Origin of the sequence: Ewingella americana (assembly GCF_006438725.1) — a bacterium.
GTDB lineage: Bacteria > Pseudomonadota > Gammaproteobacteria > Enterobacterales > Enterobacteriaceae > Ewingella > Ewingella americana_A.
On record NZ_RCZD01000001.1, the window covers coordinates 261,928 to 288,410 of the forward strand.

Here is a 26,483-nt window from a genome sequence, read left to right on the forward strand (position 1 = left end):
GCGGGTCTTGATTCAAACGTCACAGAGCCTGTTTCTTACCGAAATAGATTCTCGCCAGCCCTTCTTTTGTCACTTCGACTGCGTGTTCTGAGCTAAGCGACACATGGCGTTCAATTAATCGCGCGCCTTTTTCTACATCGCGATGACGTAGCGCGGAAATAATTTCGACATGTTCATCGTAGGCATTAATACGGCGACTCGGTGTTTCCAGATCGATACGGCGGAAAAAGCGAATTAGCGAGTTCAGGCTATCGAGCATTTCATACAGCCGCGTATTTTGCGAAATACGGGCGATTTCCATATGAAACCGTTCATCAGCCTGAGCGATATCCGACCAGTCAATGATTTCGCTCGGATCCGGCTGCTGCTGGCTGACCTCCTCCCAGATAGCCGCCGTGGTGGCAATGTCTGCGTCGCTGGCGCGCTGGCAGGCAAAACGAAAGGTGGCCTGCTCGATGATCATGCGCACTTCATACAGTTCCCGGACGCCTTCTGGTGTGATGTCCCGGGCATAAAAGCCGCGATTGGGCACAAAACTCATGAACCCGTCTTTCGACAGGCGGTTCAGCGCTTCGCGCACCGGGGTTCTCGACACCCCAAGCTGACCGGCCAGCTCAACTTCATTGACGCGCTCGCCGGGTCGAAAGTGATAGTCGATGGCCAGCAGTTTCACCTTCTCATAAACCTTCTCAACGCTGTCTGCGCTGCGGGACTTTTTCTTGGGAACGATCACAGTGCCTCCTGTTCTGCTTATTCTTCTGATGACATTTTTTGTTCTTTAACATTCGATCGTTAAAAATCTAAGCAGACTTAAAATGAGAGATAACGTTTTAATTGATAACACAGCGATAAAAGCGACTCAACACAAGATTGCATACACTTTTGCATTCACTTTATTAATGTCTTATTTTTCAAATAACTAAATGATATATAATATTTCAAACTTTGTTATTCCCGCAGAAAAACTTTATTTGCACTATTGCAGTGCGGTTATTGCCCTAAAAAAGTGAAAGAATGAATAATAGTAAAAAATAAACATTCCATAAAACTGAAAAATAAATAGTCGTCACTCGCTCGCTATTATTTTTTCTCTCATTCACTGCCGCTGTTTTTCCTGGTTATTTGTTCTTTTTATCCCTTTCCTGCGTCTCCCGACCCGTACACATTGCGCACATGGCATAGAACTTGCCTGTAAACATAAGTGTATGCACTTGTTAATTCACTACTGAGTGCATACGTTGCGCCACACCAGGGAACACACACGCCATCCGCAACGCCCAATCAGGGCTGTGACGATGCCGAACGCCAAATTGCGTCCAAAAAAGCCGGAGATACATCATGAACACTTGCTTTCGCCGTAACCTCGTCCTGTCTGCGATGACCAGTATGACCCTTCTGAGCGTGATCCATCCTGCCTTCGCTGATATCAAACTGGGTGCCATCCTGCCATTAACCGGCACCAGCGCCAGCATTGGTGAAGACCAGCGCCGTGGCATTGAACTGGCGGTTGAGAACCTCAATGCCAAAGGCGGTGTCGCCGGGCAGAAATTGGATGTGGTCGTAGAAGACTCCGCGGGAAGCCCTGTCACCGGGCTGAATGCGGTCAGAAAATTAACCCAGGTGGACAACGTCCCGCTGGTGGTGGGCGATTTCTCCTCCAGTGTGACGATTCCTGTCGGCCAATTTCTGGTGAAGAACAATCGGGTTCATATCAACATTTCCGGCACCAGCGCCGATGTACGCAAAATTGGCCAGTCCTCTTATAGCGTGATCGGGCTTGATGACCTTTCCGCGCGCTTCTCCGCCGAAGATGTCTGGAAGCAGGGTTATCACAAGGTGGCCTTTATCGCACCGGACGGCGCTTACGGGCAAGGCATGGCACAGCAGTTCAAACAGGCGTTTGAAAAACTGGGCGGAAAAGTGGTCGCCAAAGTGCTTTATACCAGTGGTCAGCCCTCTTACCGCCGCGAGCTGGAACAGATCTCCCGCGCCAAACCTGACGCCTATGTTTATACCACTTACGGTCAGGATGCCATTGTGCTTAACCGCGAAGCCTGGGAGCTGGGCCTTAGCCACACCGCGTGGTACGGCATGTATCTGACCATGGCGATTGCGGATTCACCGGCACAGTACACCAACGGGCAAATCGGCATGGAAGTCTCCGGGATGGCACAGAAAACCGAAGGTCAGAGCTACACCGAAAACTACCAGAAACGCTTCCACGAAAAACCACGTTCCGTTTATGGCAGCTACGCCTATGACAGCATCATGCTGGCGGCGGCGGCGATCAATAAAGCCCAAAGCGCCAGCCCAGAGGCCCTGGTCGCCGCAATGAAAACCGTTGCACCACAGTTTACCGGCCTCACCGGCACGCTGAACCTGGATGCCGATAATCAGCGCCAGACCCAACCGTACCTGAAAGTGAAAGCACTCAACGGCGAGCCGGTGGCGCGCTAACGCACGACGACGCGATCGTTTCCTTATGTCACTTTGTTCAGGAAATCACCATGTTTCAGTTTATTGTTGATACGTTGATCCGCACGGCAGATTTATCACTGGTCGCCCTCGGACTGAGTCTGGTTTATGGCCTGGTGCGGTTTGCCAATATCGCCCACGTACAGTACGCCATGGTCGGGGCTTTCCTGACCGCCGGTGGCCTGAAAATGGGGATGCCCTTTTCACTGGCGGTGCTGTTTTCTGCCCTGTCGTGCGGCCTTTTAGCCGTACTGCTGCATCACTGGGTGTTTCAGCGATTGATCCGCGCCGGGGCGGCGAATGCCATGATTGGCTCCCTTGCGGTCTCGATGGTGATGATTGCGTTGATGTTAGGCGTCGAAGGATCGGCGCCCGTCAGCTATAACCTGCCTGTCAGCAACATCTTGCAGTGGGGAACGATCCGTCTCTCCGCCGATGAGTGCTGGAGCCTCGGCACCACCGTCGCCATTATCATCATTTTCAACCTTCTGCTGTTCTTCACCCCTCAGGGGCGATCTATCCGTGCGCTGGCCAGTAATCGCGAACTGGCGGCAGCTTCCGGGCTGAACGCCAACGCCATCGTGCATACCGTCAATATGATTTCCGGCATGATCGCCGCCGTGGGTGGCTCGCTGATTGCCATGACCAGCAGCGCCTATATCAATCAGGGGAATGACCTGATGCTGCCGGTGCTGGCCGCTGCAATCCTCGGTGGGCTGGGGAACCCAATGGGGGCGATTCTGGGCGCGTTACTGATTGCCGTCACTGAAACGCTGGTCACTAACATTAATTGGGGAGGGTTGTACGGCGAGGAGATGGTGTTCATGCCGACCACCTGGATCAACGCCGCCTCGTTCGTGATGTTGTTACTGGCTCTTTTGTTACGCCCCTATGGCTTGTTCAATAAAGAGGTGCGCCGTGTCTGAGTTTCTGCTCCATATTTTCTGCATCGCAGGCATCTACGCGATGATCGCGCTGGCCCTCAATCTTCAGGCCGGTTATGCAGGTTTACTCAATTTCGGACACATTGCGTTTGTCGGCATCGGCGCTTACGCCATCGGGATCGGCAGCCAGTTCTCACTGCCACTGTGGGGGGTGATCCCCGCCGCCATTGTGCTGGCGATGGCCGTTGCTGCCGCGATGGCGCTGCTCGGACGCCAGCTTTCTGCCGACTATTGGGGAATTGCCACCTTGGCCCTGGCAGAGATCATCCGCATTTCGGTGATCAATGAAGAGGCGTTTACCGGCGGTGGTCAGGGCATTGGCGGCATTGTGGCGCCCTGGGCCAGCGGCGAGCAACAGCATGACGTGCTGATTTTCGCGGTGCTGATCCTACTGTGCATTGCCCTTTGCACGTTGATATCCCTGCGTTTCGGCTCCAGCCGGTTTGGACGTGCCCTGCGGCTGATGCGTGAACAGCCTCAGTTGGCAATGTGCATGGGGTATTCCCTGCTGTGGCTGAAATGCCGTGCGCTGATGTGTAGCGCGATCATGTGCGTCATCGCCGGGATGCTGCTCGCCTGGTACACCAACTATGTCAGCCCGGATTACCTGCTCTCGTCTGAGACGTTCCTGATCTGGAGCATGGTGATGATCGGCGGTATCGGTAATGTGCGCGGCGTGTTGGCGGGCGTATTGGTGGTTGAGGGGTTGTACAACTTTATCCCCTTCGCCAAAGATCTGCTGCACATGAGTTCTGACTTAACTGGCGCACTGCGGCTGGGGCTGGTCGGGCTGGTGATGCTGGTTGGTTTGTTATTGCGTCCGGGTGGCATTCTGCCGGAGAAACTGAGGATCCTGCCATGACTACACTGCTCACCGTGGATAACATCAGCAAAGCTTACGGCGGCAATCAGGTGTTGAAGTCCGTCAGTTTTGATTTGAAAAAAGGCGAGATTCTGGGCCTGCTGGGACCGAACGGCTCAGGAAAAAGTACCCTGCTCAACGCCATTTCAGGGTTTACTGCCATTGACAGCGGCACCATTACCGTCGGGGCCGGGCGCATCGACAAGATGCCGCCGCACCGCATTATCAGCACCGGGATCGCCCGTACTTTTCAGCTTCCGGCAATGCCAGCAAAAATGACGGTAATGGAAGTGGTGATGTCAGCGGGCACCCGTCATCACGGTATCTGGAATGGGCTGTTGTCGCTGCCGTCCGGGCGACGGGCAGAACGGGAAGATAGCCTAAAAGCCTCGGCACTCCTCGCCACCCTGTTACTGACTCACGTGCGGGATCTCCCCGCCGCCGCGCTCTCCGGCGGGCAGAAAAAACTGCTGGGCATCGCCTGCGCACTGATGGGTGAACCGGACATTTTGATGCTCGATGAACCAATGGCCGGTGTTCATCCTAAATTGCGTCAGGAATTGGTCGAAACCTTGACCGCCCTCAGCCACCAGGGGATTTCGCTGATCATTATCGAGCACGACATGCACTTTATTAAGTCGCTCTGTCAACGCTGTATTGTGCTGGACCGCGGGCACATCGTCGCCAGCTGCCACCCCGATGATCTGTCTAAAAATCAGGACGTGTTGGATGCGTATCTTGGGCGCGGAAGCCGCACATTGAAGGAGGCCGTATGATCAGACTCAATGATGTTGTCGCCGGTTACACGCCGGGTGTCGATATTTTGCAGGGTATTTCGCTGGAGGTGTCACAGGCCGAGATCGTGACACTGCTGGGGCCAAATGGCTGCGGCAAATCCACCCTGCTCAAATGCATTGCCGGTTTTTTGACGCCACGCAGGGGCGAGGTTCAGTTGAATGGACAGCAAACCGCCGCCATCCCTATCCACCGCAAAGTCCGTGAATGTTCGCTGGGGTTTGTCCCTCAGTTGGATAACGTCTTTAACAGTTTGAGCGTGGCAGAAAACCTGCAAACCGGCGGGCAGTTTTTGCCGCCGATGAAACGCAAAGCGCGCATGGAACAGCTTTGTGAACTCTATCCGCTGCTGCGTAAGAAGTGGCAGGCACCAGCCTCGGCACTTTCCGGCGGTGAGCGGCAAATTCTGGCACTGACGCGCGCCCTGATGCCCGAACCGGCTATTTTGCTGCTGGATGAACCTTCCGCCGGGTTGTCGCCAAAAATGCTCGACGAAGTCTTCAGCGCCATTCAGGTCATCCGCCAGTTGGAAAAGGTCACCATCTTAATGGTCGAGCAAAACGCCATGGAGGCCCTGCACATCTCAGATCGCGCCTATATTTTGTCGCTTGGCAAGGTCGCGCTGACCGGCAATGCACGCGATCTGCTCAACGACCCGCGCATGAGCGAGCTTTATTTTGGAGGGCGTAGCGCTTAACACCATGCATCCAGACGCGGATAACACCATCAAACACCGGCCGGGAGAACCTTTAATGCCTCAATTACTCTGCGTGGTTGATCATGCGGTGATCAACGTTGATGACCATCTGGATGACGCCCAGGCGTTATTCCAGCGCATGGGATTTCAACTGACCGAACGCGGGCACCATTCGATGGGGTCGAGCAATCATCTGGCCATATTCGGTGAGAACTATCTGGAGCTGCTCGGTTACGAGCCGGATGGCGCAGATAACCCCGATGTGCCCAAAGGCTTATGGCAACCACCTTCAGGTTTAGCCGGGCTGGTCTGGAAAACAGATGATGCCGAGGCCACCTATCAACATTTACAGGCCTGCCAGTTGGCCGGTGAGCCGCCGACGGCATTTTTCCGCCCGGTGACCCTTCCCGATGGCAGCATTAAGGATGCCCGTTTTTGCATCACGCGCATTGACGCCCGCCACGTCCCTAACGGTTTCAGCTTTTTCTGCCAGCACCTGACGCCCGAGGCCGTGTGGCAACCCGCGTGGCAGCAGCACCCCAATGGCACACTGGCGTTGAGTGAATTCGTGATTGTGGCCGACGATCCGCACAGTGCGACCCGGTTATGTACGCGCATGTTCGCACCGGACAGTGAAATGAGCAGAGCGGGCGAGACGTTTTATTTGCAGGCGGGGCCAACCCGGCTGCGGTTTATCTCACCACAACAGGCGGAGTCGGAATTTATCGCCTTGCCGGATGACTATCACGGGCAACCGCGCATGAGCGCTCTGGGGTTTACCGTGTCATCCCTTACGCAGGTACGGACGTGTCTGCGCAACGGTGAGATCTGTTTTAGCGACACCGGCAACGCGATTGTCATTTCCCCGCGCCATGCGTTGAATGTCGCGCTGCGGTTTCGCGAGTAAAAAACAGCCGCGAATGTCTTAGCCTGCGCCTGCGGATTCATTTTCAGAATTAGCCCAGTATTTCTCTGTTTATTTAACGGATGGCGCTGAAATAAGCGTCTATCCCACCGTATTTTCTGGTTATAAATAAACCAACGTCGCATAAAAACGCACTAACGTATATTGACCGAGATTTAATGCATTAATTTAACTTAGTGTGAATTATTTCCCTTCTCAATATCGGCACCCTATTTATACATAAAAATTACATTACTATTAATTCAACAATAAAATTAACCTTTTATTTTTAATCACTAAAATAGCAATAATTAATTTTCAAATAGTACTGGTCAGTCACAACAATTCGCTGCATAGTCGCCACGCCGTGAAATACGATCACAATAACCTGCACACTATAGCGCCGTATTAACACAGCCAATTAACAATATAACAACGATATTAACCATTACTGATCAGCGGTTAGAGGATCCACATGCGTGTAAACATGCCAGTGACACAACGGGAGTATGGGCTAGACCCCGATACCACGTTAATGTCCACAACTGATGTCAACAGTCGTATTATTTATGCTAATTCAGCTTTTATTAATGTCAGCGGATTCTCTGAAGAAGAACTGATTTTTAAACCTCACAATATCGTGCGTCACCCGGACATGCCGGTCGAGGCTTTCGCCGACATGTGGTTTACTTTACAACAGGGTGACAGCTGGACCGGGCTGGTGAAGAACCGTCGTCAAAATGGCGACCACTACTGGGTGCGGGCAAATGTCACCCCGGTTTATCATCTGGATACGCTGACGGGTTATATTTCTGTGCGTAATAAACCCGATGCGCAAGAAATAGAATCCGCTGAAAGTCTCTACCACCTGGTCAGGGAAAATAACGCGGGGAGCCGCAAGTTTCATAAAGGATTAGTCGTACGTACGGGGTTATTTTCACCGCTCTCGCTTTTGCAAAAACTGTCCGTCAGTTGGCGTTTACGATTACCGCTGTTTATCGCCGGCCTTTTCCCGCTGTTATTCTCGCTGGCAGGGGGCAGTATTATCTGGCTGGTTGCGCTAACGCTTATTACTCTGCTCGCTGCTGACGCCTTCCTGCAAACCCAGATCCGCAATCCGATAAAAACCCTTCTGACTCAGGCGCAGCAGGTGGTTTCTGGTAAGAAAGTAAATTCAGTCCATATGAACCGCGTGGATGAAATAGGTCTGCTGATGCGTTCCCTGAATCAGTTTGGGCTTAATCTGCACTCACTGGTGGAAGATGTTGGCACTCAGGTCAGCGGGATCACGGATATCAGCAAGCAGCTGTCGAAAAACAGCACCGCCCTCAGCGCGCGCACAGAAGAAACGGCCGCCAATCTCCAGCAAACGGCAGCAGCGGTTGAACAGATCACCGGCGCGGTTCAGCAAAGTGCCGACACCGCCGTACAGGCTACCCGCCTGGCTGATATCACCACCGCCGTGGCAAACAAAGGCGGCCACATCATGCAAGAAACCATTGGCATGATGCAGTCGATCTCTCACGCCAGTAATAAGGTGGTAGACATCATTGCGGTTATCGACAGCATTGCGTTTCAGACCAATATTCTGGCGCTCAATGCGGCGGTAGAAGCAGCAAGAGCCGGTGTCGAAGGCCGTGGTTTTGCCGTGGTGGCCGCTGAAGTTCGCGTGCTGGCACAACGCTCTGCCACTGCCGCCAAAGAAATTAAAGCGCTTATCGACGCCAATATGCACAGCGTCACAACCGGCGGCCATATGGTCGAAAGCGCCGGGAAACAGATCAGCGAGATTATCGAGGAAGTCGTGCAGATGTCGGGGCTGATTAAAGAGATCAGCCACGCCACGCATGAGCAAACGTCCGCGCTGACGCTCATCAATACCTCTCTCGCCCAAATTGAGACCATGACGCACAACAATGCCGAGATGGTGTTGCAGTCATCGCAATCTGCCGACAGCCTGAACTATCAGGCCACCCGGCTAAGAAGTGCGATTGATGTGTACAGCGGGCAGATGACCAAAATGGAGGCGGCGAAACACACAGCCCCTGAAGCGGATTTTAGTGAAGTAAGACTCGGATAAATAAGGTCATGGGGTAGACGCCGGAGTCGCAAACGTAGACCATGAGACATCTATAATAGCCTCCGGGGCTTCAATGAGCGACTCGCAGCATCCCGTGCGCAAGCACCCCATGAAATTGAGTACTTCGGTCATCTTGATGATCAGCGGCGTGATTATTTCCGTGTTGCTGGTCGTCCATTCACTCTATTTTGTTCAGGTCAGCGATACGACCCGCGACGGCGTGAAAGATAAAGCCCTGGCGGTCGCCAGAACGCTCGCCGATTCCCCCGATATTAAGCATGGCCTATTGCTGCCACCGGACAGCGGCATTATTCAGCCTGTCGCCCAAGCGGTACAAAAAAGGAATGATTTGCTGTTTGTGGTGGTCACCAACATGGACGGCATCCGTTTCTCGCATCCCAATCAAGATATTATCAGCCACCATTTTATCGGTGAGGACATCGGCCCGGCCCTGCTGGGGAAAGAGAATGTCTCTATCAATAAGGGCGTACTGGATGAAGCCCTGCGTGTCTTCACGCCGGTCTATGACGATCACCATCGCCAAATTGGCGTGGTGGCCATCGGGATTTCGCTTGAGAAGGTTGCCGCGCAGATCAATAAAAGCCGCTGGAGCATTCTGTGGACGGTGCTATTTGGCATGATGGTCGGCGCGCTGGGCACCTACTGTCTGGTGAAAATGCTCAAACGCATTCTGTTCGGGCTGGAACCGTATGAAATATCGACGCTGTTTGAGCAGCGACAGGCGATGCTGCAATCGATCAAAGAAGGCGTTATTGCCGTTGATGAGAATGCACAGGTGACGCTCATCAATGATCAGGCCCGGCAAATGTACCAGGAAACCGGTACCGAGTTCACCATCAGCCCTGAGAACAACCGCGAATCGCAGCCGCTGATCCTCAATCTGTGTGATGTATTACGCACCGGGGTCCCACGTCGGGATGAAGAGATTAACTTTAAAGGCCGCTTCCTGCTGAGCAATACCGTGCCGGTACGCAGCAACGGTGTGATTATCGGGGCAATTTGCACCTTCAGGGACAAGACCGAAGTCAGCCAGTTGATGCAGCGCCTGAGCGGCATGGTAAACTACGCGGATTCGCTGCGTGAACGCTCACATGAATTCATGAATAAACTGCATGTCATTCTTGGATTACTGCACATGAAAAGCTATGCGCAGCTCGAAGATTACATTCTCAAAACGGCCAATAACTATCAGGCAGAAATTGGTTCCTTGCTGTTGAAAATCAAATCGCCGGTGATCGCTGGCTTCTTGTTAAGCAAGATTAACCGGGCCTCTGATACGCGTCACCTGCTCACCCTGAGTGATGACAGCCTGTTGCCGGATAACGCTAATGAAAATCAGGTTGCGGCGCTGATCACCGTGTTAGGCAATGTGATCGAAAATGCGCTGGACGCGCTGGGTGAACAACCCGACGGTGAAGTCAGCGTATTGTTGCATTACCAGAATGGCTGGCTGGCCTGTGTGGTCAGCGATGATGGCCCGGGCATCGCACCGGAAAATCTGGATGCCATTTTTGAGAAAGGTTTCTCGTCCAAAGGCGATGAACGCGGCGTCGGGTTGTTCCTGGCAAAACAACAAATAGAAAGCCTTGGCGGAACGATTGCTGTTGAATCGGAACCCGACGTTTATACTCAATTTTTTGTTCAAATCCCCTGGGATGGTGAGAGGAAAACTCCATGATCAATGTGCTGGTAGTCGATGATGATGCCATGGTCGCAGAGCTAAACCGCTGCTATGTGAGCCAAATTGCCGGGTTTACGTGCTGCGGGACGGCCTCCACGTTGCAGCAGGCCAAAGAGATGGTTTTAAATACGCAGCTGCCTATCGATCTGATTTTGCTGGACGTGTATATGCAGCAGGATAACGGGCTGGATTTACTCCCGGAACTGCGCAATGCCAGGCGGCCCATCGATGTGATTGTGATCTCTTCCGCCGCCGACGCAAAAACCATCAAGAAGTCGCTGAACTATGGCGTGGTGGATTACCTGATCAAACCGTTCCAGTTTTCCCGTTTTGAAGAGGCCCTGACCGGCTGGCAGCAGAAAAAGACGCTGATGGATAATCAGCAATATTACGAGCAGTCGGACGTTGACCGGTTAATTCACGGCAATAATCAGGCGGTGGTGGATAATAAAAAACTGCCAAAAGGCTTAACCCCGCAGACGCTGCGCACATTGTGTCTGTGGATTGATGCGCATCCTGATACGGAATTCTCAACCGATGAGCTGGCGCACTCGGTGAATATCTCGCGGGTTTCCTGCCGTAAATACCTGATCTGGCTGGCGGACAGTCATATCCTCTTTACCAGTATTCACTATGGTGTGACAGGCAGGCCGGTGTATCGCTATCGTTTGCAGGCGGAACATTATTCGTTGCTCAAGCAGTATTGTCAGTAAACCGTGCGGTCACTGTTCTCCAGCGGCACGAAGGTAAACTGGCGCTGTGAGGAAAAAATCACCTGGTGATCTTTAGTGACGAAAATGGCCTCGATGTTCGGAAACTGTTGTAAATAAACGAGGCTTTTTTCGACCCCCATCCCGTACAGCAGCGTGGTGTAGATGTCTCCGTCGATAGAATCATCAGAAATGACGGTCACACTGAGCAGTTCGTTATCCAGCGGGTAACCGGTTTTAGGATCGAGGATGTGATGGTAGCGGCGGCCATGGTGTTCAAAATAGCGTTCGTAAATACCGGACGTCACCACTGACTTGCCGGTCACGTTAATCACACCCATGAGCGAATCAGGGGCTGAGAACGGTTTTTTGAGGCCAATAGCCCAGTCACCGTCCCCCCCTGCGCCAAGCGTTTGCACATTCCCGCCCAGATTGATCAGCGCATGTTCAACCTTTTCCCGATGCAGAAAATCCCTCACTACATCAGCGATGTAACCTTTGGCGATCGCCCCAAGGTCAATTTCCATTCCCGCTTTTTGTAGAAATACAGAGCGCGTCGTTTCATCGAGGATCACGTCATTGGGGTCTGTCAGTGCGATCAACGCCCGCAGATCACCGGCGTCGGGAACGCTGTTGCCGCTGAAGCCAATTTTCCAACGTTTAACCAGCGGGCCGATAGTGACGTTAAAACAACTGCCTGGCAGCAGACTGACCGCTTTCGCGCGCTGGATCAGATCAAACACCGGCTGGCTGACCGCGACGGCATGACTGCCCGCCGCATGGTTGATCGCCATGACGTCAGAATCGTGGCGGTTAACCGTGAAGATATTTTCCTGTTGTTTGATCAACCTGAAGACGCGGGACGCCAGACTTTCGTTATGTTCAAACAACTTGAGAAGAATGGGCGAGCCCATCAAAACAGCGGAATAAGCATAAACACGGGCGTCTGGCGTCATAGAATGTACCTGAACTGAAGGGGAGAAACCTGCACCGCATAAGACAATGCAGGTTGTTAACCGTTACCGCATAGCGTGTTTAGCGGCATTACGTCCCGCCAGAATACCGAAGATGATGATATCTGCAACGGCATTACCGCCAATACGGTTAGCCCCATGAAGACCACCGGCCACTTCACCTGCCGCATACGCACCGTGGATCACCTGTTCCTGAAGGTCCAGCACACAGGTGTCGGTGTTGATCATCACGCCACCCATCGTGTGATGCACGCCCGGTGCGATACGGATAGCGTAGAACGGCCCTTCATGAATCGGCTGACGCAGCGCCGTTTTGCGGCCAAATTCGCTGTCGTCCTGCTTTTCGACGGCGACGTTATAGCTTTCCAACGTGGCCAGGAAGGCGTGGTGATCCATCTCCAATTTGGCAGCCAGTTCACGCGGTGAGTCAGCGCTGATGACAAAACCGCGGGCAATATATTCATCCGCCGCTTTGTTTTTCATGCGAATCTGTTCGTCAAAGATCACGTAGGCGAATTTCTCAGGCAAGCCAATAATGTTGGCCGACACTTTGTCACGGGTTTCCATCTCGTTGAAGAAACGCTTACCCGCCTGACTGACCAAAATCGCACCGCCGCCGCGAATGGCTTCGGAAATCAGATAAGAGGTGGTTTGTTCAACGGTGGGGTGGATCTGAATCTGGCCCATATCCACGGTACCGGCACCGATTTTTTGCAGCATCGCGATACCGCCGCCGGTGGCACCTTTATGGTTGGTGGTCACAAAACCATCCAGCTCAGGGCGGTATTTCACCACCATCTCACTGTTTGCGCTGAAACCGCCGGTGGCCACAATCACGCTTTTGGCGTTGATGGTCAGGATTTCATTGTCATCATTAAGCAGTTCAACACCCTGCACTGCGCCATCCGCGTAACGGATTTCGGTCACAGAAGTGTCCAGCATCACGTCGATGTTGCGCTGGTTAAGATTCTTCACCAGACCGCTGATCAGGAAACCGCCCACCGCGCTACAGTCTGCCGGACGGTGTGTGCGGTCGATGCTCATGCCGCCGGTAATGGTGATGTCACTCAGTTCAATGTTGCGCTCTGCCAACCATTCGATCGCCTGCGGGGCGTGCTCCACAAACTCTTTCAGCAGTGCGGTATTGTTCTTGAACTGGCCGCCTTTTAGCGTTTCCTGATAGAACAACGCTTTGCTGTCGACGATGCCTTTGAGTTTCTGGAAGCGGGTTTCTGCGGCGTTCATGCCGACAGACGCCTTGATGGTATTACCGCCAATGGTGGACATTTTTTCCACGATCAACACTTTTGCCCCTTCGTCACAGGCCTGAATCGCCGCCGCCAGACCGGCACCGCCGCTGCCAACCACCACCACGTCGTAGCTTTGTGGCTCAGTCAGGCTGCCGCCCTCTTCCAACAACTGCGCTTTACAGGATTTAGCCATCGCTTTGGAGACGGCTTTTTTCACCGCTTCGCTCTGCTCGGTTGCACCGGTCACGGCATCGACGTGCGGGCTGTTGGCGTCCAGAATACGCGAACGGATGATGTCAAAGCTGGTGGTGAATTCGACATCAATATCATCACCGGTTTGCAGCGTAATATCGGCAATGCGGTCGGTTTCCAGACTGACGCTGATCGCCAATTCATTGGTTACATTCTGTACTTTTTCCTGGAATACACCGGCTTTGAATTTCTTCGAGGTCATGCTGATGTCACGGATCATTGCATCCACCAGCGAGAAGCGCCACAGCGGCTCAGGAATGGTCAGCGCTTCGCGGTGGGTGCTGTCGATGAACAGTTCGAGGTTCTGATCGCGGGCAATACGGTCGGTCCAGTCGGGATAGGCGATGCAGGCTTTACCGATGGCAAGCATGTCGTAGCCGTGTTCCAGCGCCAGTTCGGCATCGGCTTTATTCACGATACCGCCCACCCCCATCACCGGGATTTTCGCCAGGGTGTCTGAACGCATCGCGACGTACTTGTCGATAAGCGGTGTCGGGTCCGTGGTATCGATAATAGACGGACGCAGTGAATACCCCAGAGAGAAATGCAGGTAATCCAGACCGCGCGCCGCCAGCTGTTCCAGCAAGTACAGGGTATCGGCAAAACGGATGCCCGGCACTTCAAGCTCTTCCGGCGAGAAACGGTAACCAATAATGAACGAGGAGTCGGCGTATTTTTGCGCCATGCGGTGTGTGATGTCGAGAATGGCCAGCGGGAAACGGGCGCGGTTTTCGCGGCTACCGCCCCATTTGTCGTCACGCTGGTTGGAGTTGGGGGAGAAGAACTGCTGAATCAAATAGGTATTAGCCCCGTGGATTTCCACGCCGTCAAACCCGGCTTCAATAGCACGACGCACACCTTCACCAAACTTGGTGATCATGTCTTCCACTTCTTCTGCCGTCAGCGCCACAGGGGTCGCTGCGCCATCACGCGGCGCGGCCAGCGCACTCGGTGCAACCGGTGTCTGGCCACCAATCAACTTAGGTTCACTCATACGGCCGCCATGGTAAATCTGCAGCACGGCCTTAGACCCCTGGGATTTTACAGCCCTGGCGATTTTCGCCAGGCCATCAATTTTACCGTCGTTATCAATGCCAATGGCTCCGGGGAACGCCAGGCCTTTATCATCAATAAAACAGCATTCAACGATGACCGTACCGATGCTGCCAGCACGCGCACGGTAATACTCCACCAGCTCACTGGTCACTGTGCCGTCGTAGAAACCGGTACAGGTGGTCATCGGTGCCATCAGCACACGGTTTTTTAGCACAGTGCCATTTGGCAATGTGAAGGGGCTTAATAATTGTGGGTTCTGGCTCATAATAATAACTCCAAATTTCAAAATGTTTAATAATCTATGAATTCTTTATCGGATTAATTTTATACATTTTATTTTCGCCCGATCTCATGGTGGTAATATAACGATATCTTTAGTTTCAAAAGGTCTAACGTTAGTTAATTAACTATTTATTCATTAATAGAGAACCTGTTTTATTAAATTAATGTTAACCATGTTATTAAATGATCACATTAATTTAAATTACGGGCTTTTTATCCTTTATATGAGGGAGGAAATATTACAATTGCGCGTGCAGTAAGGCGCGAAGCCCTGCGGCATAAAGGGAGATTTGTGGCAACATGAGGAGGTTAACGACCTCCTTTTCTGGCGAGATCTTCTACCTCTTCTTTCACCGGGTTTAGTTTTTAAAATACCCCCAAATACAGTCAATAATAAACAGTCAAAAAATAGCGCCAGCGGGCACCTCACCCTCCTTTTTAAAAATTAAAGCAGCCCCGTATTTTGTTGATCGAGATCAACAGCAATAAATATGAAAAACGCATTATATAAACATTTACCCCCTCCTTAAGGGGAATGTAAGTAACCCAACATAAATAACAATAATGGAGCAGTTCAAATGCCACCATTAAATAACTAAAAAAGCTTAAGTAACTAAAGAAAGCACAAACATCTTACCTATGCGCCATTAAAAGAATTCTCAACTACTCGTAGACAAATAAAATGACAGATATCTCAAATACTACTGTTACACCACCGGTGAACAAAGCGGCAGGCGGTAAAAAACACCGCATGCTCTTCATGTTCTTGCCCGTGCTGGTTGCCGTGTTGTTGCTACTCACCCCTGTACCCAACGGGCTACAGCCTTATGCATGGCATTTTTTCGCCATCTTTATGGGTGTCATCGTTGGCCTGATCTTCGAACCTTTGCCCGGTGCCGTTATCGGCCTGACGGGGGTCGTGATCATCGCGTTGTTCGGACAATGGGTGCTGTTCAGCCCGGCTGAACTGGCCGACCCTAAGTTCAAAATGGCGGCACAGTCCTTTAAATGGGCGGTAAGCGGGTTTGGTAACTCAACGGTGTGGCTGATCTTCGGCGCATTTATGTTTGCCGCAGGCTACGATAAAACCCAGTTTGGCCGCCGCCTGGCGCTGATTCTGGTGAAATATCTTGGCCGCCGTAGCCTGACACTGGGCTATGCCATCGCGTTTGCCGATCTGCTGCTGGCACCGTTCACCCCGTCCAATACCGCACGCAGCGGGGGCACGATTTACCCGATCATTGCCAATCTGCCGCCGTTGTACGGCTCCAAACCCAATGACCCAAGCGCGCGCAAAATTGGCTCCTACCTGATGTGGGTCGCCATCAGTGCGGCCTGTATCACCAGCTCGATGTTCCTGTCTGCGCTGGCCCCTAACCTGCTGGCACTGGCGCTGGTGAAAAGCATCGTCGGTATCGATATCTCGTGGGGAACCTGGTTTATCGCCTTCCTGCCATTGGGTGTGCTGCTGCTGCTGGCGATGCCATTACTGGCGTACTGGCTCTATCCGCCTGAAGTCAAAATTAACGACGAAGTACCACGCTGGGCCAGCCGTGAGCTGGAAAAACTGGGCAAATTATCGCGTAATGAAATCCTGTTGATGCTGTTCGTTTGTAGTGCATTAGCCATGTGGATTTTCGCTGCCAACTTCATCGAACCGGCACTGGCTGCGTTACTGGTCGTTACCCTGATGTTGTGGACTGGCGTATTGAACTGGAACGATATCACCAGCAATAAACCGGCCTGGAATACCTTTGTGTGGTTCGCCACGCTCGTCGCACTGGCTGATGGCTTGTCCCGCACCGGCTTCATTGGCTGGCTGGGCCAGGCCGGCGGTTCGCTCATGGTCGGTATCTCTCCGGGCGTAGCGACTATCGTGCTGCTGGTGGCGTTCTACCTGTTGCACTACCTGTTTGCCAGTACCACCGCACACACCACCGCATTGTTACCGGCTATGTTGACCATCGGTGCGACAATTCCGGGTATGAATATGCAAGTGTTCTGTCTGCTGATGGTGACATCACTGGGGATTATGGGGATCATCACCCCTTACGGTACCGGCCCAAGCCCGATTTACTACGGCAGTGGCTACCTGCCAACTGCTGATTACTGGCGTCTCGGCACCATCTTTGGCGCGATATTCCTGGTAGCATTGCTGGTGATTGGCTACCCGTGGATGATGATGATGTTCTGATCGACGGGTTAATTCATACTTATAGGCATTAACAGAACATTTACTGAAATAAAACATCTATATCCCGTTGCCAGTCAGAGCCTTTGGCTGGCAACATATGGAACGAATAAAAACGTCGCCCTGATTTTCCCGTGATTTACTCCAAAAATCGGCCTTACCTAATGGCGGCAATAACGGATTAAGTGAGAAAACAATGTCGAATAAATCCTTCTATTATCAAAATCCCTTCCCCGTTTCCAAAGAAGATACCGAGTACTACCTGCTGACCAAAGAGCACGTTTCTGTCAGCAAGTTTGAAGGCGAGGACATATTAAAAGTCGCGCCTGAAGCTCTCACCTTGCTGGCACAACAGGCCTTTCATGATGCGTCATTTATGCTGCGCCCTGCCCATCAGCAACAGGTTGCTTCCATTCTTCATGATCCTGAATCCAGCGAAAACGACAAATACGTTGCGCTGCAATTTCTGAGAAACTCCGAAATCGCCGCAAAAGGCGTGCTGCCGACCTGTCAGGACACCGGCACTGCGATCATCATGGGAAAAAAAGGCCAGCGCGTCTGGACCGGCGGTGGCGATGAAGCCAGCTTGTCAAAAGGCGTCTACAACACCTTTATCGAAGACAACCTGCGCTATTCGCAAAACGCAGCGCTGGATATGTACAAAGAAGTGAATACTGGCACCAACCTGCCAGCGCAAATCGACCTCTACAGCGTGGATGGCGACGAGTACAAATTCCTGTGTATTGCCAAAGGTGGCGGTTCAGCGAACAAAACCTATCTGTATCAGGAAACCAAAGCGTTGATCACGCCAGCGAAGCTGAAAGATTACCTGGTTGAGAAAATGCGCACGTTGGGTACTGCGGCCTGCCCGCCATACCATATCGCGTTTGTGATCGGTGGCACCTCCGCTGAAGCAACGCTGAAAACCGTGAAACTCGCCTCCACACATTACTACGATGGTCTGCCAACCGAAGGCAACGAGCACGGACAGGCATTCCGCGATGTGAATCTGGAACAAGAGCTGCTGGTCGAAGCGAATAATCTGGGTCTGGGCGCACAGTTCGGGGGCAAATACTTCGCCCACGACATCCGCGTCGTTCGTCTGCCGCGTCACGGCGCTTCCTGCCCGGTCGGCATGGGCGTTTCCTGCTCCGCAGACCGTAACATCAAAGCCAAAATCAACCGCGACGGCATCTGGATCGAAAAACTGGAAGACAATCCTGGCCAGTACATCCCTGACTCCCTGCGTCAGCAAGGTGAAGCCGGCGTTGTACAGGTGGATTTGAACCGTCCGATGACCGAAATTCTCGCCCAGCTCTCCGAGTATCCGGTGTCTACCCGCCTTTCCCTGAGCGGTACCATCATCGTTGGGCGAGATATTGCTCACGCTAAGCTGAAAGAGCGTCTCGACAATGGCGAAGGGTTGCCGCAGTACATCAAAGATCATCCGATCTACTACGCAGGCCCGGCGAAAACGCCTGAAGGTTATGCCTCCGGTTCCCTCGGTCCGACAACCGCTGGCCGCATGGATTCCTATGTTGACCTGCTGCAATCCAACGGCGGCAGTATGATCATGCTGGCAAAAGGCAACCGCAGCAAACAGGTGACGGATGCGTGTCATAAACACGGCGGCTTCTATCTGGGCAGCATTGGTGGCCCGGCAGCCGTTCTGGCACAGAACAGCATCAAGAGTCTGGAATGCGTGGAATACCCTGAGTTAGGGATGGAAGCTATCTGGAAAATTGAAGTGGAAAACTTCCCAGCTTTCATACTGGTTGATGATAAAGGCAACGATTTCTTCGAGCAGATTCAGCGCAACCAGTGCGCAAAGTGTGTGAAGTAAATACCAGGGTGACGAATGTCACTGTCTGAAAACCAAAGGCTTGCCCGACAACGGCAAGCCTTTTTTCATTGAGGAACGCTGAGCAACACTACGACATCATGTAAATCATCACCCCTTCCGTCACAATGCCGACGGCGGTGCCTATCAGGATCGAAGAAGAAGCAGACTCTACATAGGTATCGCTGCGTACTGCGAACATCCCGGCTGCAATCGCCGATGGCGTAGCGCCAATGATCACCACCTGCTGCATCAGCGTGTGGCTAAGTCCGAATGCCATCCCCGCCGCCGCCATAATCGCAGGCTGGATCAAATTCTTCATGCCGATGTTGGTGAATGTATGAATATTCAGCGTCGGACGTTCTCCGAAGAACAGCAGACCCAGTGCAAATAGTGAAATCCCTCCCGCCGTTTTACCCATCATTTCAACCGACGATGAGAGCAGCTCTGGAATTTTAATACCCGCCAGACTCATCACCACACCGAGCACCGGGATCCAAACAATCGGGTTACGCGCTGCTTTGAACAGATTGGTCAGGATCATTTTGCCCAAACTTCCCTGCTCCGCCAGCTCACTGTTTTTATCCCCCATGCGGATCAGGACGATAGTCAGTGGGATCATCAGCACGCTGGTGACCAGATTACCAATAAGTACGCCCAGAAAGCCTTCCGGGCCAATGAGCACCGCCAGAACCGGCGCACCAAAGTACGCCATATCCGGGAATGCGCAGACCAGCGACTGGATGGCGCTGGTTTTGATGTCGTGGCGAAACAGAAAGCGGGAAATGCACAATGTCAGGAGATAAGAGCCCATCAGCCCGATCACCAGTACCGCCATAAACGACAGATTCTGTATTTTCGAAGGGTCCGTATGCAATGCTCCGATGAAAAGATGTAGCGGCAGTGCAAAACGAATGACCACGGTGGCAAGCACCGTGGCGTCATCACGTTTCATATAACCGAGTTTTCCACTCAGCCAGCCTAACAACATGACAAATACTAAAGGAAATAAAGAAGATAAGAGTAACGTTGGCATAATATAACCTTTTTATTTTTATAGTTAACAGAAGAGATAAAGTGGCGAGTATTTATATTCTTTTAAATTTGGTACCATTGTGATAATCATCACATCCATTAATTGGGCAGTAATAACAATAATTACTTAACCACAATGTACTTATCAATCAATGAGATGAGTAATAAATCAATTTATTCAAAATTAAATGAAATTTAATTTCTTATTTGGACACATTCTGAAAAAACCAACAGATTTATGGAGATATTCGTCACTAAGTAAGTATTAAAATACTTTTGTAATTTAAGTAAGCGGAACTCACCCGCTACGCGTGCTATAAAAAATATCGATAAACATGTTTTTAAAAAATGTTTCAACCACTCAGGCTGCTATGTGCCACGGTTATATTTATCTATCTTGTTTACATTGATTATGGGGTTTTACTGCGAGGGATCCTGAAGCATAGTCGCAACGCTTCGGGAAATAATTGAGTTAAGATTTATTAAGGCTTCAATGATGTTAAAAAAACGCCCACTCTACACGCATTACACAGGTTCACTCTTACTGGAAAATCCGCTGCTGAACAAAGGCTCAGCTTTCAGCCGCGAGGAACGCCTGGCACTCAATCTGAACGGTTTATTGCCCAATCAGGTTGAAACTATCAGCGAACAAACTGACCGAGCTTATTCCCAATTCTCAGATTTCAAACGTGATATTTCCAAACATATCTATTTGCGTAATATCCAGGACACGAACGAAACGCTGTTCTATAACCTGGTGAATTCGCATTTGGAAGAGATGTTGCCGATCATCTACACCCCGACCGTCGGGGAAGCGTGCGAACACTTTTCTGATATTTATCGCCGTGCGCGCGGCCTGTTTATTTCCTACCCGGACCGCGACCACATCGATGAAATGTTGCAAAACTTCTGCAAAAACGACATCCGCGTCATTGTCGTTACCGATGGCGAACGTATTCTGGGGCTGGGCGATCAGGGCATCGGCGGCATGGGCATCCCGATTGGTAAACTCTCGCTCTACACCTCCTGCGGCGGAATTAATCCTGCCAACACGCTGCCTATTATGCTGGACGTCGGCACTAACAATGCCCAGCGTATTGATGATCCGCTGTATATGGGCTGGCGCCACCCGCGTATTACCGACGGTGAATACAATGACTTTATGGATCTGTTCATTCAGGCGGTGAAAACGCGCTGGCCGGATGTGCTGTTGCAGTTCGAAGATTTTGCCCAGACCAACGCGATGCCCTTGCTGGAACGCTATCGCGACCAGTTGTGCTGCTTCAACGATGATGTTCAGGGTACCGCCGCCGTCACGCTCGGCTGCCTGATTGCCGCCAGCCATGCCGCGGGGACACAACTGCGCGATCAGCGCGTCACTTTCCTCGGGGCAGGTTCAGCCGGTTGTGGTATTGCTGAGAAGATCATCGCGCAGATGGTTGCCGAAGGGGCGACGCAAGAGCAGGCACGCAGCCAGGTCTTTATGGTTGACCGTTTTGGATTATTGACCGATGACATGCCTAATCTACTCGATTTCCAGCGCAAGCTGGTCACGAACAAAGAGAAGATCAGCCATTGGGCGGTCGATGCGCAAAACATCTCCCTGCATGATGTGGTGCGTCACTCAAAACCGACCATTCTGATTGGTGTATCCGGGCAACCGGGGCTGTTCACCGAAGAGATCATCCGCGAGATGCATCATCACTGTCATCATCCAATCATCATGCCGCTGTCTAACCCAACCTCCCGTGCGGAAGCCCGTCCGCAGGATGTGATTGCCTGGACAGAAGGCGCAGCGCTGATGGCAACCGGTAGCCCATTCGCACCGGTTCATTATCAGGACCGCACGTATGTGATCCCGCAGTGTAACAATGCCTATATTTTCCCAGGTCTGGGACTGGGGATCCTGGCCTCAAATGCGCGCCGCGTGACCGATGGCATGTTGCTGGCCGCCAGTCAGGCGCTGGCCGGCCTCTCGCCGCTGGCGACGACCGGCCATGGTTCATTATTACCGGCTCTGGCCGATATTCAGCAGGTGTCTAAAGTGATTGCGGCAGAAGTGGCCCGCGCAGCGCAGCGTGAAGGCGTGGCCCCGGTGATGTCAGAAGAGACGCTGCAAAGCCGGCTGCATACCGAGTTTTGGCAAGCTACCTATCTGCCTTACAAACGATCCTCGTTCTGACCCTCCTCTCAGCCGGTACATCAGTACCGGCTTATTCATGCCGCCAGTCGTTCACTTCGCCAGTCCCTGTAGGATTGAGCGGCACGCTATATCAACACGTTGTCATTTCTTCTTCATGATTTCCCCTCCGGTTTGTCATACCGGCGTGCCAGGGTACCCCCCTGATACCCCGAAGCATTCCAGCCTGAGGGAACATGAAAAAACCCACTTACCTGAGTTTACTGGCGATGATGAAAACGTTGACCCACCCTTTGATTGCCCCGGAAAACCCAGATGTTCTGGTCATTGCCCATCGTGGTGCGTGGCAAACCACCCCCGAAAATTCCCTGGCCGCGCTGGATGAAGCCATTCATTTGGGTGCCGATATCATCGAAATCGACGCGCAAACCACCGCCGATGCGCAGTTGGTGGTGATCCACGATGCCCATCTCGACCGCACCTGTGATTATCAGGGCGAAGTGGCGACGATGCCGCTGTCAATGGTGCGTCGCGCCAGACTCAAAGCCGCTGACGGACGAGAAGGCATGGTGCTGACCAGCGAACGTGTGCCGTTATTAGAAGAGTTACTTGAGGAAGCACGCGGACGCATTGTGGTCAACGTGGATATCAAGTACCCGCGAGATCTTGAACGCGTCGTGTCGCTGATTCTCAGCATGAACATGGCTGATGGCGTGCTGCTGAAAAGTAAAATGGACATCACCGCGCAGCGTTTTCCACTGGCGCTGGCCGGGGTGCCTAAGCCGATCCCGTTTATGCCGATCCTGCACGCCCGACCCGGCCTTTTTGCTGCCGACCTGCGCAATATCAAACAGTTCGGTGCACAAATGATTGAGCTGAATTTTACCGATCTCGCCGACGTGACCGCCGCCCGTGATGAGCTGAAACGTCTCGGCGTGCGGTTGTGGGTCAATACACTGGATGTCTCTCATTCATTGGATTTCTGTGACAGCCGTGCGACACAGGATCCCGAAGGCGTTTGGGGCGTTTTGATCGAGGCAGGCGTGCGGGCATTCCAAACTGACAATGTCGGACAACTGGTGCGTTGGTTGAAAGACCGCGGAAATAAGAGGTCGTAAATGAAGCTGTGAGACGTTATCGGCACAAGGCTTCAAACTCGGAATTATCTTAGCCCGCCCCGCGAACTGTCATAATTCCGCAGTAATCTGTTCATCTTGTTCATCAACGGGTCCAGCCAGATGGAACACGCAGCACAGCCACTGAGCCATTTTACTGCCCGCTCCCGCCTGCTCACCGCGCGGGAGCTGTGCATTGATGTGCCTTTTGTCACACCCGACAGCGATAACCTGAAGGTGATGGCGCTGTTCACCGAACATAGCTCGCTAATCAGTCTGCCGGTTGTCGAAGGCACTCGCCCGTTCGGCCTGATCAACCGCCACATATTTCTTTCGCAAATGGCCCGGCCATTTTTTCGCGAACTATACGACCGCAAAAGCTGCATCGCCTTTATGGATAAGTACCCGCTGGTGATTGATTCTGCCAGCACACTCGATGCCGTGGGGCAGAAGATGGTGGAGTCTGGCGACAGATCAGTCACCGACGGTTTTATTCTGACCACCAACGATGAATATATCGGTATGGGGTTGGGCATTGACGTGATTAAAACAGTGTCGAGTTTGCAAGCCCAGCAGCATCAGCAAATCGTGCAAAGCATTGAATATGCCCGCGTGATTCAGGAGGCCATGCTGAATCAGTCTCAGCAATCTCTCGCGTCACAGCTGACAGACTGGAGCCTGGTCTGGCAGCCGAGAGATTGCGTCGGTGGCGATTTTTATGCTTTTCATCAGGTAGACGGCGGCGAATTGTTGTTTATGGCCGACTGCACTGGCCACGGGGTACCGGGGGCATTTATGACCGTGATCCTGTCATCCGCGCTGGAGAAGGCGATGAGCAAATGTCAGCCCGACCAGCCAGAACAACTGCTCACCCACATTAATCACGTGATCAAACAGACACTGGGACAACAGCGCCAGTCTCAACAAACCTCAATGTCCAACGACGGCTGCGACGCCATGGCAGCGTTTATCGACCATCGCCACCAGCGCCTGATCTGGTCCGGCGCGCGGTTATCCGGGTTCCTGCTACCGGCATCCGGTGAAGAGGCGGTGATGCTCCGCGCTGACCGGATGGGTATAGGTTATACGGATACGCCGCTTGACTACTGCTGGGAGCGCCATGAGATGCCGCTCAGCCCACGGGACCTGCTGTTTATCTTTACCGACGGTCTGACCGACCAGATTGGCGGTAAACGCAACATTATGTTTGGCAAGAAACGGATCAAAACGCTGCTGGAACAGCATCGCACACGACCGATGCCTGATATTTCAGAGGCGCTGATGCAGGCCTATCTCGACTGGCAGGGTAATCAACCGCGCCGGGATGATATGACATTTTTAGGTTTCCGGTATTGAAGCCTTCCAGGACGGCAACGTCAGAGTCTAATGATGAAAAACGATCACCTGTTTTCCGGTCTGTTCAGTGCGCCCATGCCTGATGTGGTCGCGCTGCAGTACACCGGATTTTTTTCCCAGCACAATATTACGGCGATGGGCGAGGTGCTGCGTCTCTATCTGGAGCAGCATGAGAGCTCTTTAATCATCCGGCGTAAGCTCTTTTCCACGTTTATCGAGATGGTCCAAAACATCCTTCGTTATTCCTCGGACAGCCGTGCGCTGACCAGAGAGGATAATGAGATGCGCTTTGGCTCGGTGACTTTTGGGATCGATAACGGTAAGTACGTGTGCGAAAGCACCAATTTAGTCAAGGCCAGTGAGATAGCGCGCCTGCGCCAGTGCCTTGAAGCTCTGAATATGATGAGTGCCGATGAGATTAAGCTTAATTATAAAGCCTCACTGCGGGCCGACACGCCGGCCTGGAGCAAAGGCGCGAACGTCGGTCTGTTGACGCTGGCCCGCGATGTCAGCGTGCCGCTAGAATTTACGTTTCGTCAGGTGGAATCATCCGATTTTTCCGCCTTTCATTTGAAAGCCATTATTTAAAACGGACGCAGCACAATGAACAACATCAGCATCCCTGCGACTTCCTGCACGCCGGAAGTTGAGTTTGATTTTGACGGCTGCACGCTGTCGCTAACCGGGGAGTCCTACCCGGAGAATGCGGCGGCTTTCTACCGCCCGTTGGTGACGGCGGTGGAAGGTTTTGTGGCGGCCCATACGCAGCGCAGTGGCGCAGTGCTGGCGCTGCACGTCTCGCTGAGCTACTTCAACAGCTCCAGTACCAAAATGCTGTTTAGCCTGTTCGGCGCCCTGAACGGCGCCGACACCGCGGGGATCGCGACCACCCTGCACTGGTATTACGACCCGGAAGACGATATTTCAGAAGAGTTTGGCCAGGAGCTGAGCCTTGATTTTCCGTCTATCACTTTTCATCTACATCCGGGGCGCTGACATGATGAGTCTCGATGAGCTGTTTATCACCGAAAATGCCATTTTGCACCATGCCCGCGAGCTGGCAAGCCAACGAGGGCTGGAGACCGAGACCTATCGCGAGGCGCTATTCAGACTCAGCGGGCATTATCAAAAGATGATGAGCGAATCTTACCGCCTGATCTCGCGCAGTGACCGCGCCGAACGCGAGCTGAACCGGCTCAACGAGCAGTTACAGCAGTTGGCAATCAAACTGGAATATGAGGCCACCCACGATCCGCTGACGGAAGTATTCAACCGCAGCGCCATCATCCATCAGATTGATCGTGCGCTCCATGACGGCGAAGCATCGCTGATCTTGCTGGATATCGATCACTTCAAGGCCATTAACGACCGCTACGGGCATCCGGCCGGTGACGCGGTGATCTGCGAGCTTATCCGGCGCATCGCACAATCCGTGCCGGAGGCAGGCAGCATCGGGCGAGTTGGCGGCGAGGAGTTCACTATTTTGCTTCCCGGCTATACACAGGCGCAGGCAGTGATCGTGGCGTACTACATTCATGCGGCACTCAATGCCTCACCGTTAGCCGCTCTGCCGCAACAATTAGTGACAGTCAGCATGGGCGTCAGCTGGGGCGGCCAGCTCGGTGGTTTCAATGCGTTGTACAGTGAAGCGGATGTGGCAATGTACGAAGCCAAAAGAAGAGGCCGCAACCGGGTTCACTGCGGCGCGTGAATCCCGTCATTACCCCGCTACACCGGCAAAGGGACTTTGCTCATCGACACAACCTCCGTTTAAAGCAGTGTTTATCATGTCGGCATTCTGGTTTTAACTGGCGCAGGATTTT

General features: G+C 52.6%; 21 protein-coding genes. 17 read left to right on the forward strand and 4 right to left on the reverse strand.

The window, feature by feature from the left end; all coding sequences use genetic code 11:
* Positions 1–19 precede the first annotated feature (19 nt).
* On the reverse strand, positions 20–733 hold the full coding sequence (locus tag EAH77_RS01165; RefSeq protein WP_140469978.1) for a GntR family transcriptional regulator: 714 nt from the start codon (positions 731–733) through the stop codon (positions 20–22).
* A 605-nt stretch (positions 734–1,338) separates the two neighbouring features.
* Here EAH77_RS01165 and EAH77_RS01170 point away from each other — a divergent pair.
* The 9 genes from EAH77_RS01170 (at position 1,339) to dcuR (ending at position 11,172) form a co-directional block, all read left to right on the forward strand.
* Positions 1,339–2,457: an ABC transporter substrate-binding protein gene (locus EAH77_RS01170; RefSeq protein ID WP_140469979.1), complete on the forward strand. Its 1,119-nt coding sequence runs from the start codon at positions 1,339–1,341 to the stop codon at positions 2,455–2,457.
* A gap of 50 nt (positions 2,458–2,507) precedes the next feature.
* Complete coding sequence (locus EAH77_RS01175) at positions 2,508–3,401, forward strand: branched-chain amino acid ABC transporter permease (RefSeq protein ID WP_140469980.1); 894 nt, start codon at positions 2,508–2,510, stop codon at positions 3,399–3,401.
* Positions 3,394–4,281 carry a branched-chain amino acid ABC transporter permease gene (locus EAH77_RS01180; RefSeq protein ID WP_140469981.1) on the forward strand — a complete coding sequence of 296 codons (888 nt, stop codon included), beginning with the start codon at positions 3,394–3,396 and terminating at the stop codon, positions 4,279–4,281. The genes EAH77_RS01175 and EAH77_RS01180 overlap by 8 nt, the downstream gene beginning before the upstream one ends.
* On the forward strand, positions 4,278–5,057 hold the full coding sequence (locus tag EAH77_RS01185; RefSeq protein WP_140469982.1) for an ABC transporter ATP-binding protein: 780 nt from the start codon (positions 4,278–4,280) through the stop codon (positions 5,055–5,057). Before EAH77_RS01180 ends, EAH77_RS01185 begins: the two co-directional genes overlap by 4 nt.
* Positions 5,054–5,773 (forward strand): ABC transporter ATP-binding protein, encoded by a 720-nt coding sequence (locus tag EAH77_RS01190; protein ID WP_140469983.1) that lies wholly within the window; start codon positions 5,054–5,056, stop codon positions 5,771–5,773. The genes EAH77_RS01185 and EAH77_RS01190 overlap by 4 nt, the downstream gene beginning before the upstream one ends.
* A 55-nt stretch (positions 5,774–5,828) precedes the next feature.
* Complete coding sequence (locus EAH77_RS01195) at positions 5,829–6,680, forward strand: VOC family protein (protein ID WP_140469984.1); 852 nt, start codon at positions 5,829–5,831, stop codon at positions 6,678–6,680.
* Between the two features lie 472 nt (positions 6,681–7,152).
* Positions 7,153–8,757, forward strand: a complete 1,605-nt coding sequence (locus tag EAH77_RS01200; RefSeq protein ID WP_140469985.1) for a methyl-accepting chemotaxis protein — start codon at positions 7,153–7,155, stop codon at positions 8,755–8,757.
* Between the two features lie 73 nt (positions 8,758–8,830).
* Positions 8,831–10,456, forward strand: a complete 1,626-nt coding sequence (locus tag EAH77_RS01205; protein WP_140469986.1) for a sensor histidine kinase — start codon at positions 8,831–8,833, stop codon at positions 10,454–10,456.
* Positions 10,453–11,172, forward strand: a complete 720-nt coding sequence (gene dcuR, locus EAH77_RS01210; protein WP_140469987.1) for a two-component system response regulator DcuR — start codon at positions 10,453–10,455, stop codon at positions 11,170–11,172. The genes EAH77_RS01205 and dcuR overlap by 4 nt, the downstream gene beginning before the upstream one ends.
* Here the strand turns inward: dcuR and EAH77_RS01215 are convergent.
* Both EAH77_RS01215 and EAH77_RS01220 read right to left on the reverse strand, forming a co-directional pair.
* Positions 11,166–12,125 carry an FAD:protein FMN transferase gene (locus EAH77_RS01215; RefSeq protein ID WP_140469988.1) on the reverse strand — a complete coding sequence of 320 codons (960 nt, stop codon included), beginning with the start codon at positions 12,123–12,125 and terminating at the stop codon, positions 11,166–11,168. The two genes, dcuR and EAH77_RS01215, sit on opposite strands and share 7 nt — an antisense overlap.
* A 63-nt stretch (positions 12,126–12,188) precedes the next feature.
* Entirely contained in the window at positions 12,189–14,966 is a 2,778-nt protein-coding gene (locus EAH77_RS01220) for a flavocytochrome c (RefSeq protein ID WP_140469989.1), read from the reverse strand.
* A 699-nt stretch (positions 14,967–15,665) separates the two neighbouring features.
* Here EAH77_RS01220 and EAH77_RS01225 point away from each other — a divergent pair.
* Both EAH77_RS01225 and fumA read left to right on the forward strand, forming a co-directional pair.
* Entirely contained in the window at positions 15,666–17,177 is a 1,512-nt protein-coding gene (locus tag EAH77_RS01225) for a DASS family sodium-coupled anion symporter (RefSeq protein WP_194150464.1), read from the forward strand.
* A gap of 193 nt (positions 17,178–17,370) precedes the next feature.
* The gene (fumA, locus tag EAH77_RS01230) at positions 17,371–19,017 is read left to right on the forward strand and encodes a class I fumarate hydratase FumA (RefSeq protein ID WP_140469990.1); all 1,647 of its coding nucleotides are present in this window, start codon (positions 17,371–17,373) and stop codon (positions 19,015–19,017) included.
* An 88-nt stretch (positions 19,018–19,105) separates the two neighbouring features.
* Here fumA and EAH77_RS01235 read toward each other — a convergent pair whose 3' ends face one another.
* The gene (locus EAH77_RS01235) at positions 19,106–20,050 is read right to left on the reverse strand and encodes an AEC family transporter (protein ID WP_140469991.1); all 945 of its coding nucleotides are present in this window, start codon (positions 20,048–20,050) and stop codon (positions 19,106–19,108) included.
* A gap of 495 nt (positions 20,051–20,545) precedes the next feature.
* Between EAH77_RS01235 and EAH77_RS01240 the strand changes: the two genes are divergently transcribed.
* The 6 genes from EAH77_RS01240 to EAH77_RS01265 all read left to right on the forward strand — a co-directional run bounded on the left by EAH77_RS01240 (position 20,546) and on the right by EAH77_RS01265 (position 26,371).
* Positions 20,546–22,231, forward strand: a complete 1,686-nt coding sequence (locus EAH77_RS01240) for an NAD-dependent malic enzyme (RefSeq protein WP_140470336.1) — start codon at positions 20,546–20,548, stop codon at positions 22,229–22,231.
* A gap of 194 nt (positions 22,232–22,425) precedes the next feature.
* Positions 22,426–23,307, forward strand: a complete 882-nt coding sequence (locus tag EAH77_RS01245) for a glycerophosphodiester phosphodiesterase family protein (protein ID WP_241673369.1) — start codon at positions 22,426–22,428, stop codon at positions 23,305–23,307.
* Positions 23,308–23,427: 120 nt separating this feature from the next.
* A complete protein-coding gene (locus EAH77_RS01250) occupies positions 23,428–24,660 on the forward strand; it encodes a SpoIIE family protein phosphatase (RefSeq protein ID WP_140469992.1) in 1,233 nt (410 codons plus the stop codon).
* Positions 24,661–24,690: 30 nt separating this feature from the next.
* Entirely contained in the window at positions 24,691–25,248 is a 558-nt protein-coding gene (locus EAH77_RS01255) for a SiaB family protein kinase (RefSeq protein WP_431306739.1), read from the forward strand.
* 15 nt (positions 25,249–25,263) lie between these two features.
* Positions 25,264–25,656, forward strand: a complete 393-nt coding sequence (locus EAH77_RS01260) for a DUF1987 domain-containing protein (protein ID WP_140469993.1) — start codon at positions 25,264–25,266, stop codon at positions 25,654–25,656.
* Between the two features lie 4 nt (positions 25,657–25,660).
* Positions 25,661–26,371: a GGDEF domain-containing protein gene (locus EAH77_RS01265; RefSeq protein ID WP_140470339.1), complete on the forward strand. Its 711-nt coding sequence runs from the start codon at positions 25,661–25,663 to the stop codon at positions 26,369–26,371.
* Positions 26,372–26,483 lie beyond the last annotated feature (112 nt).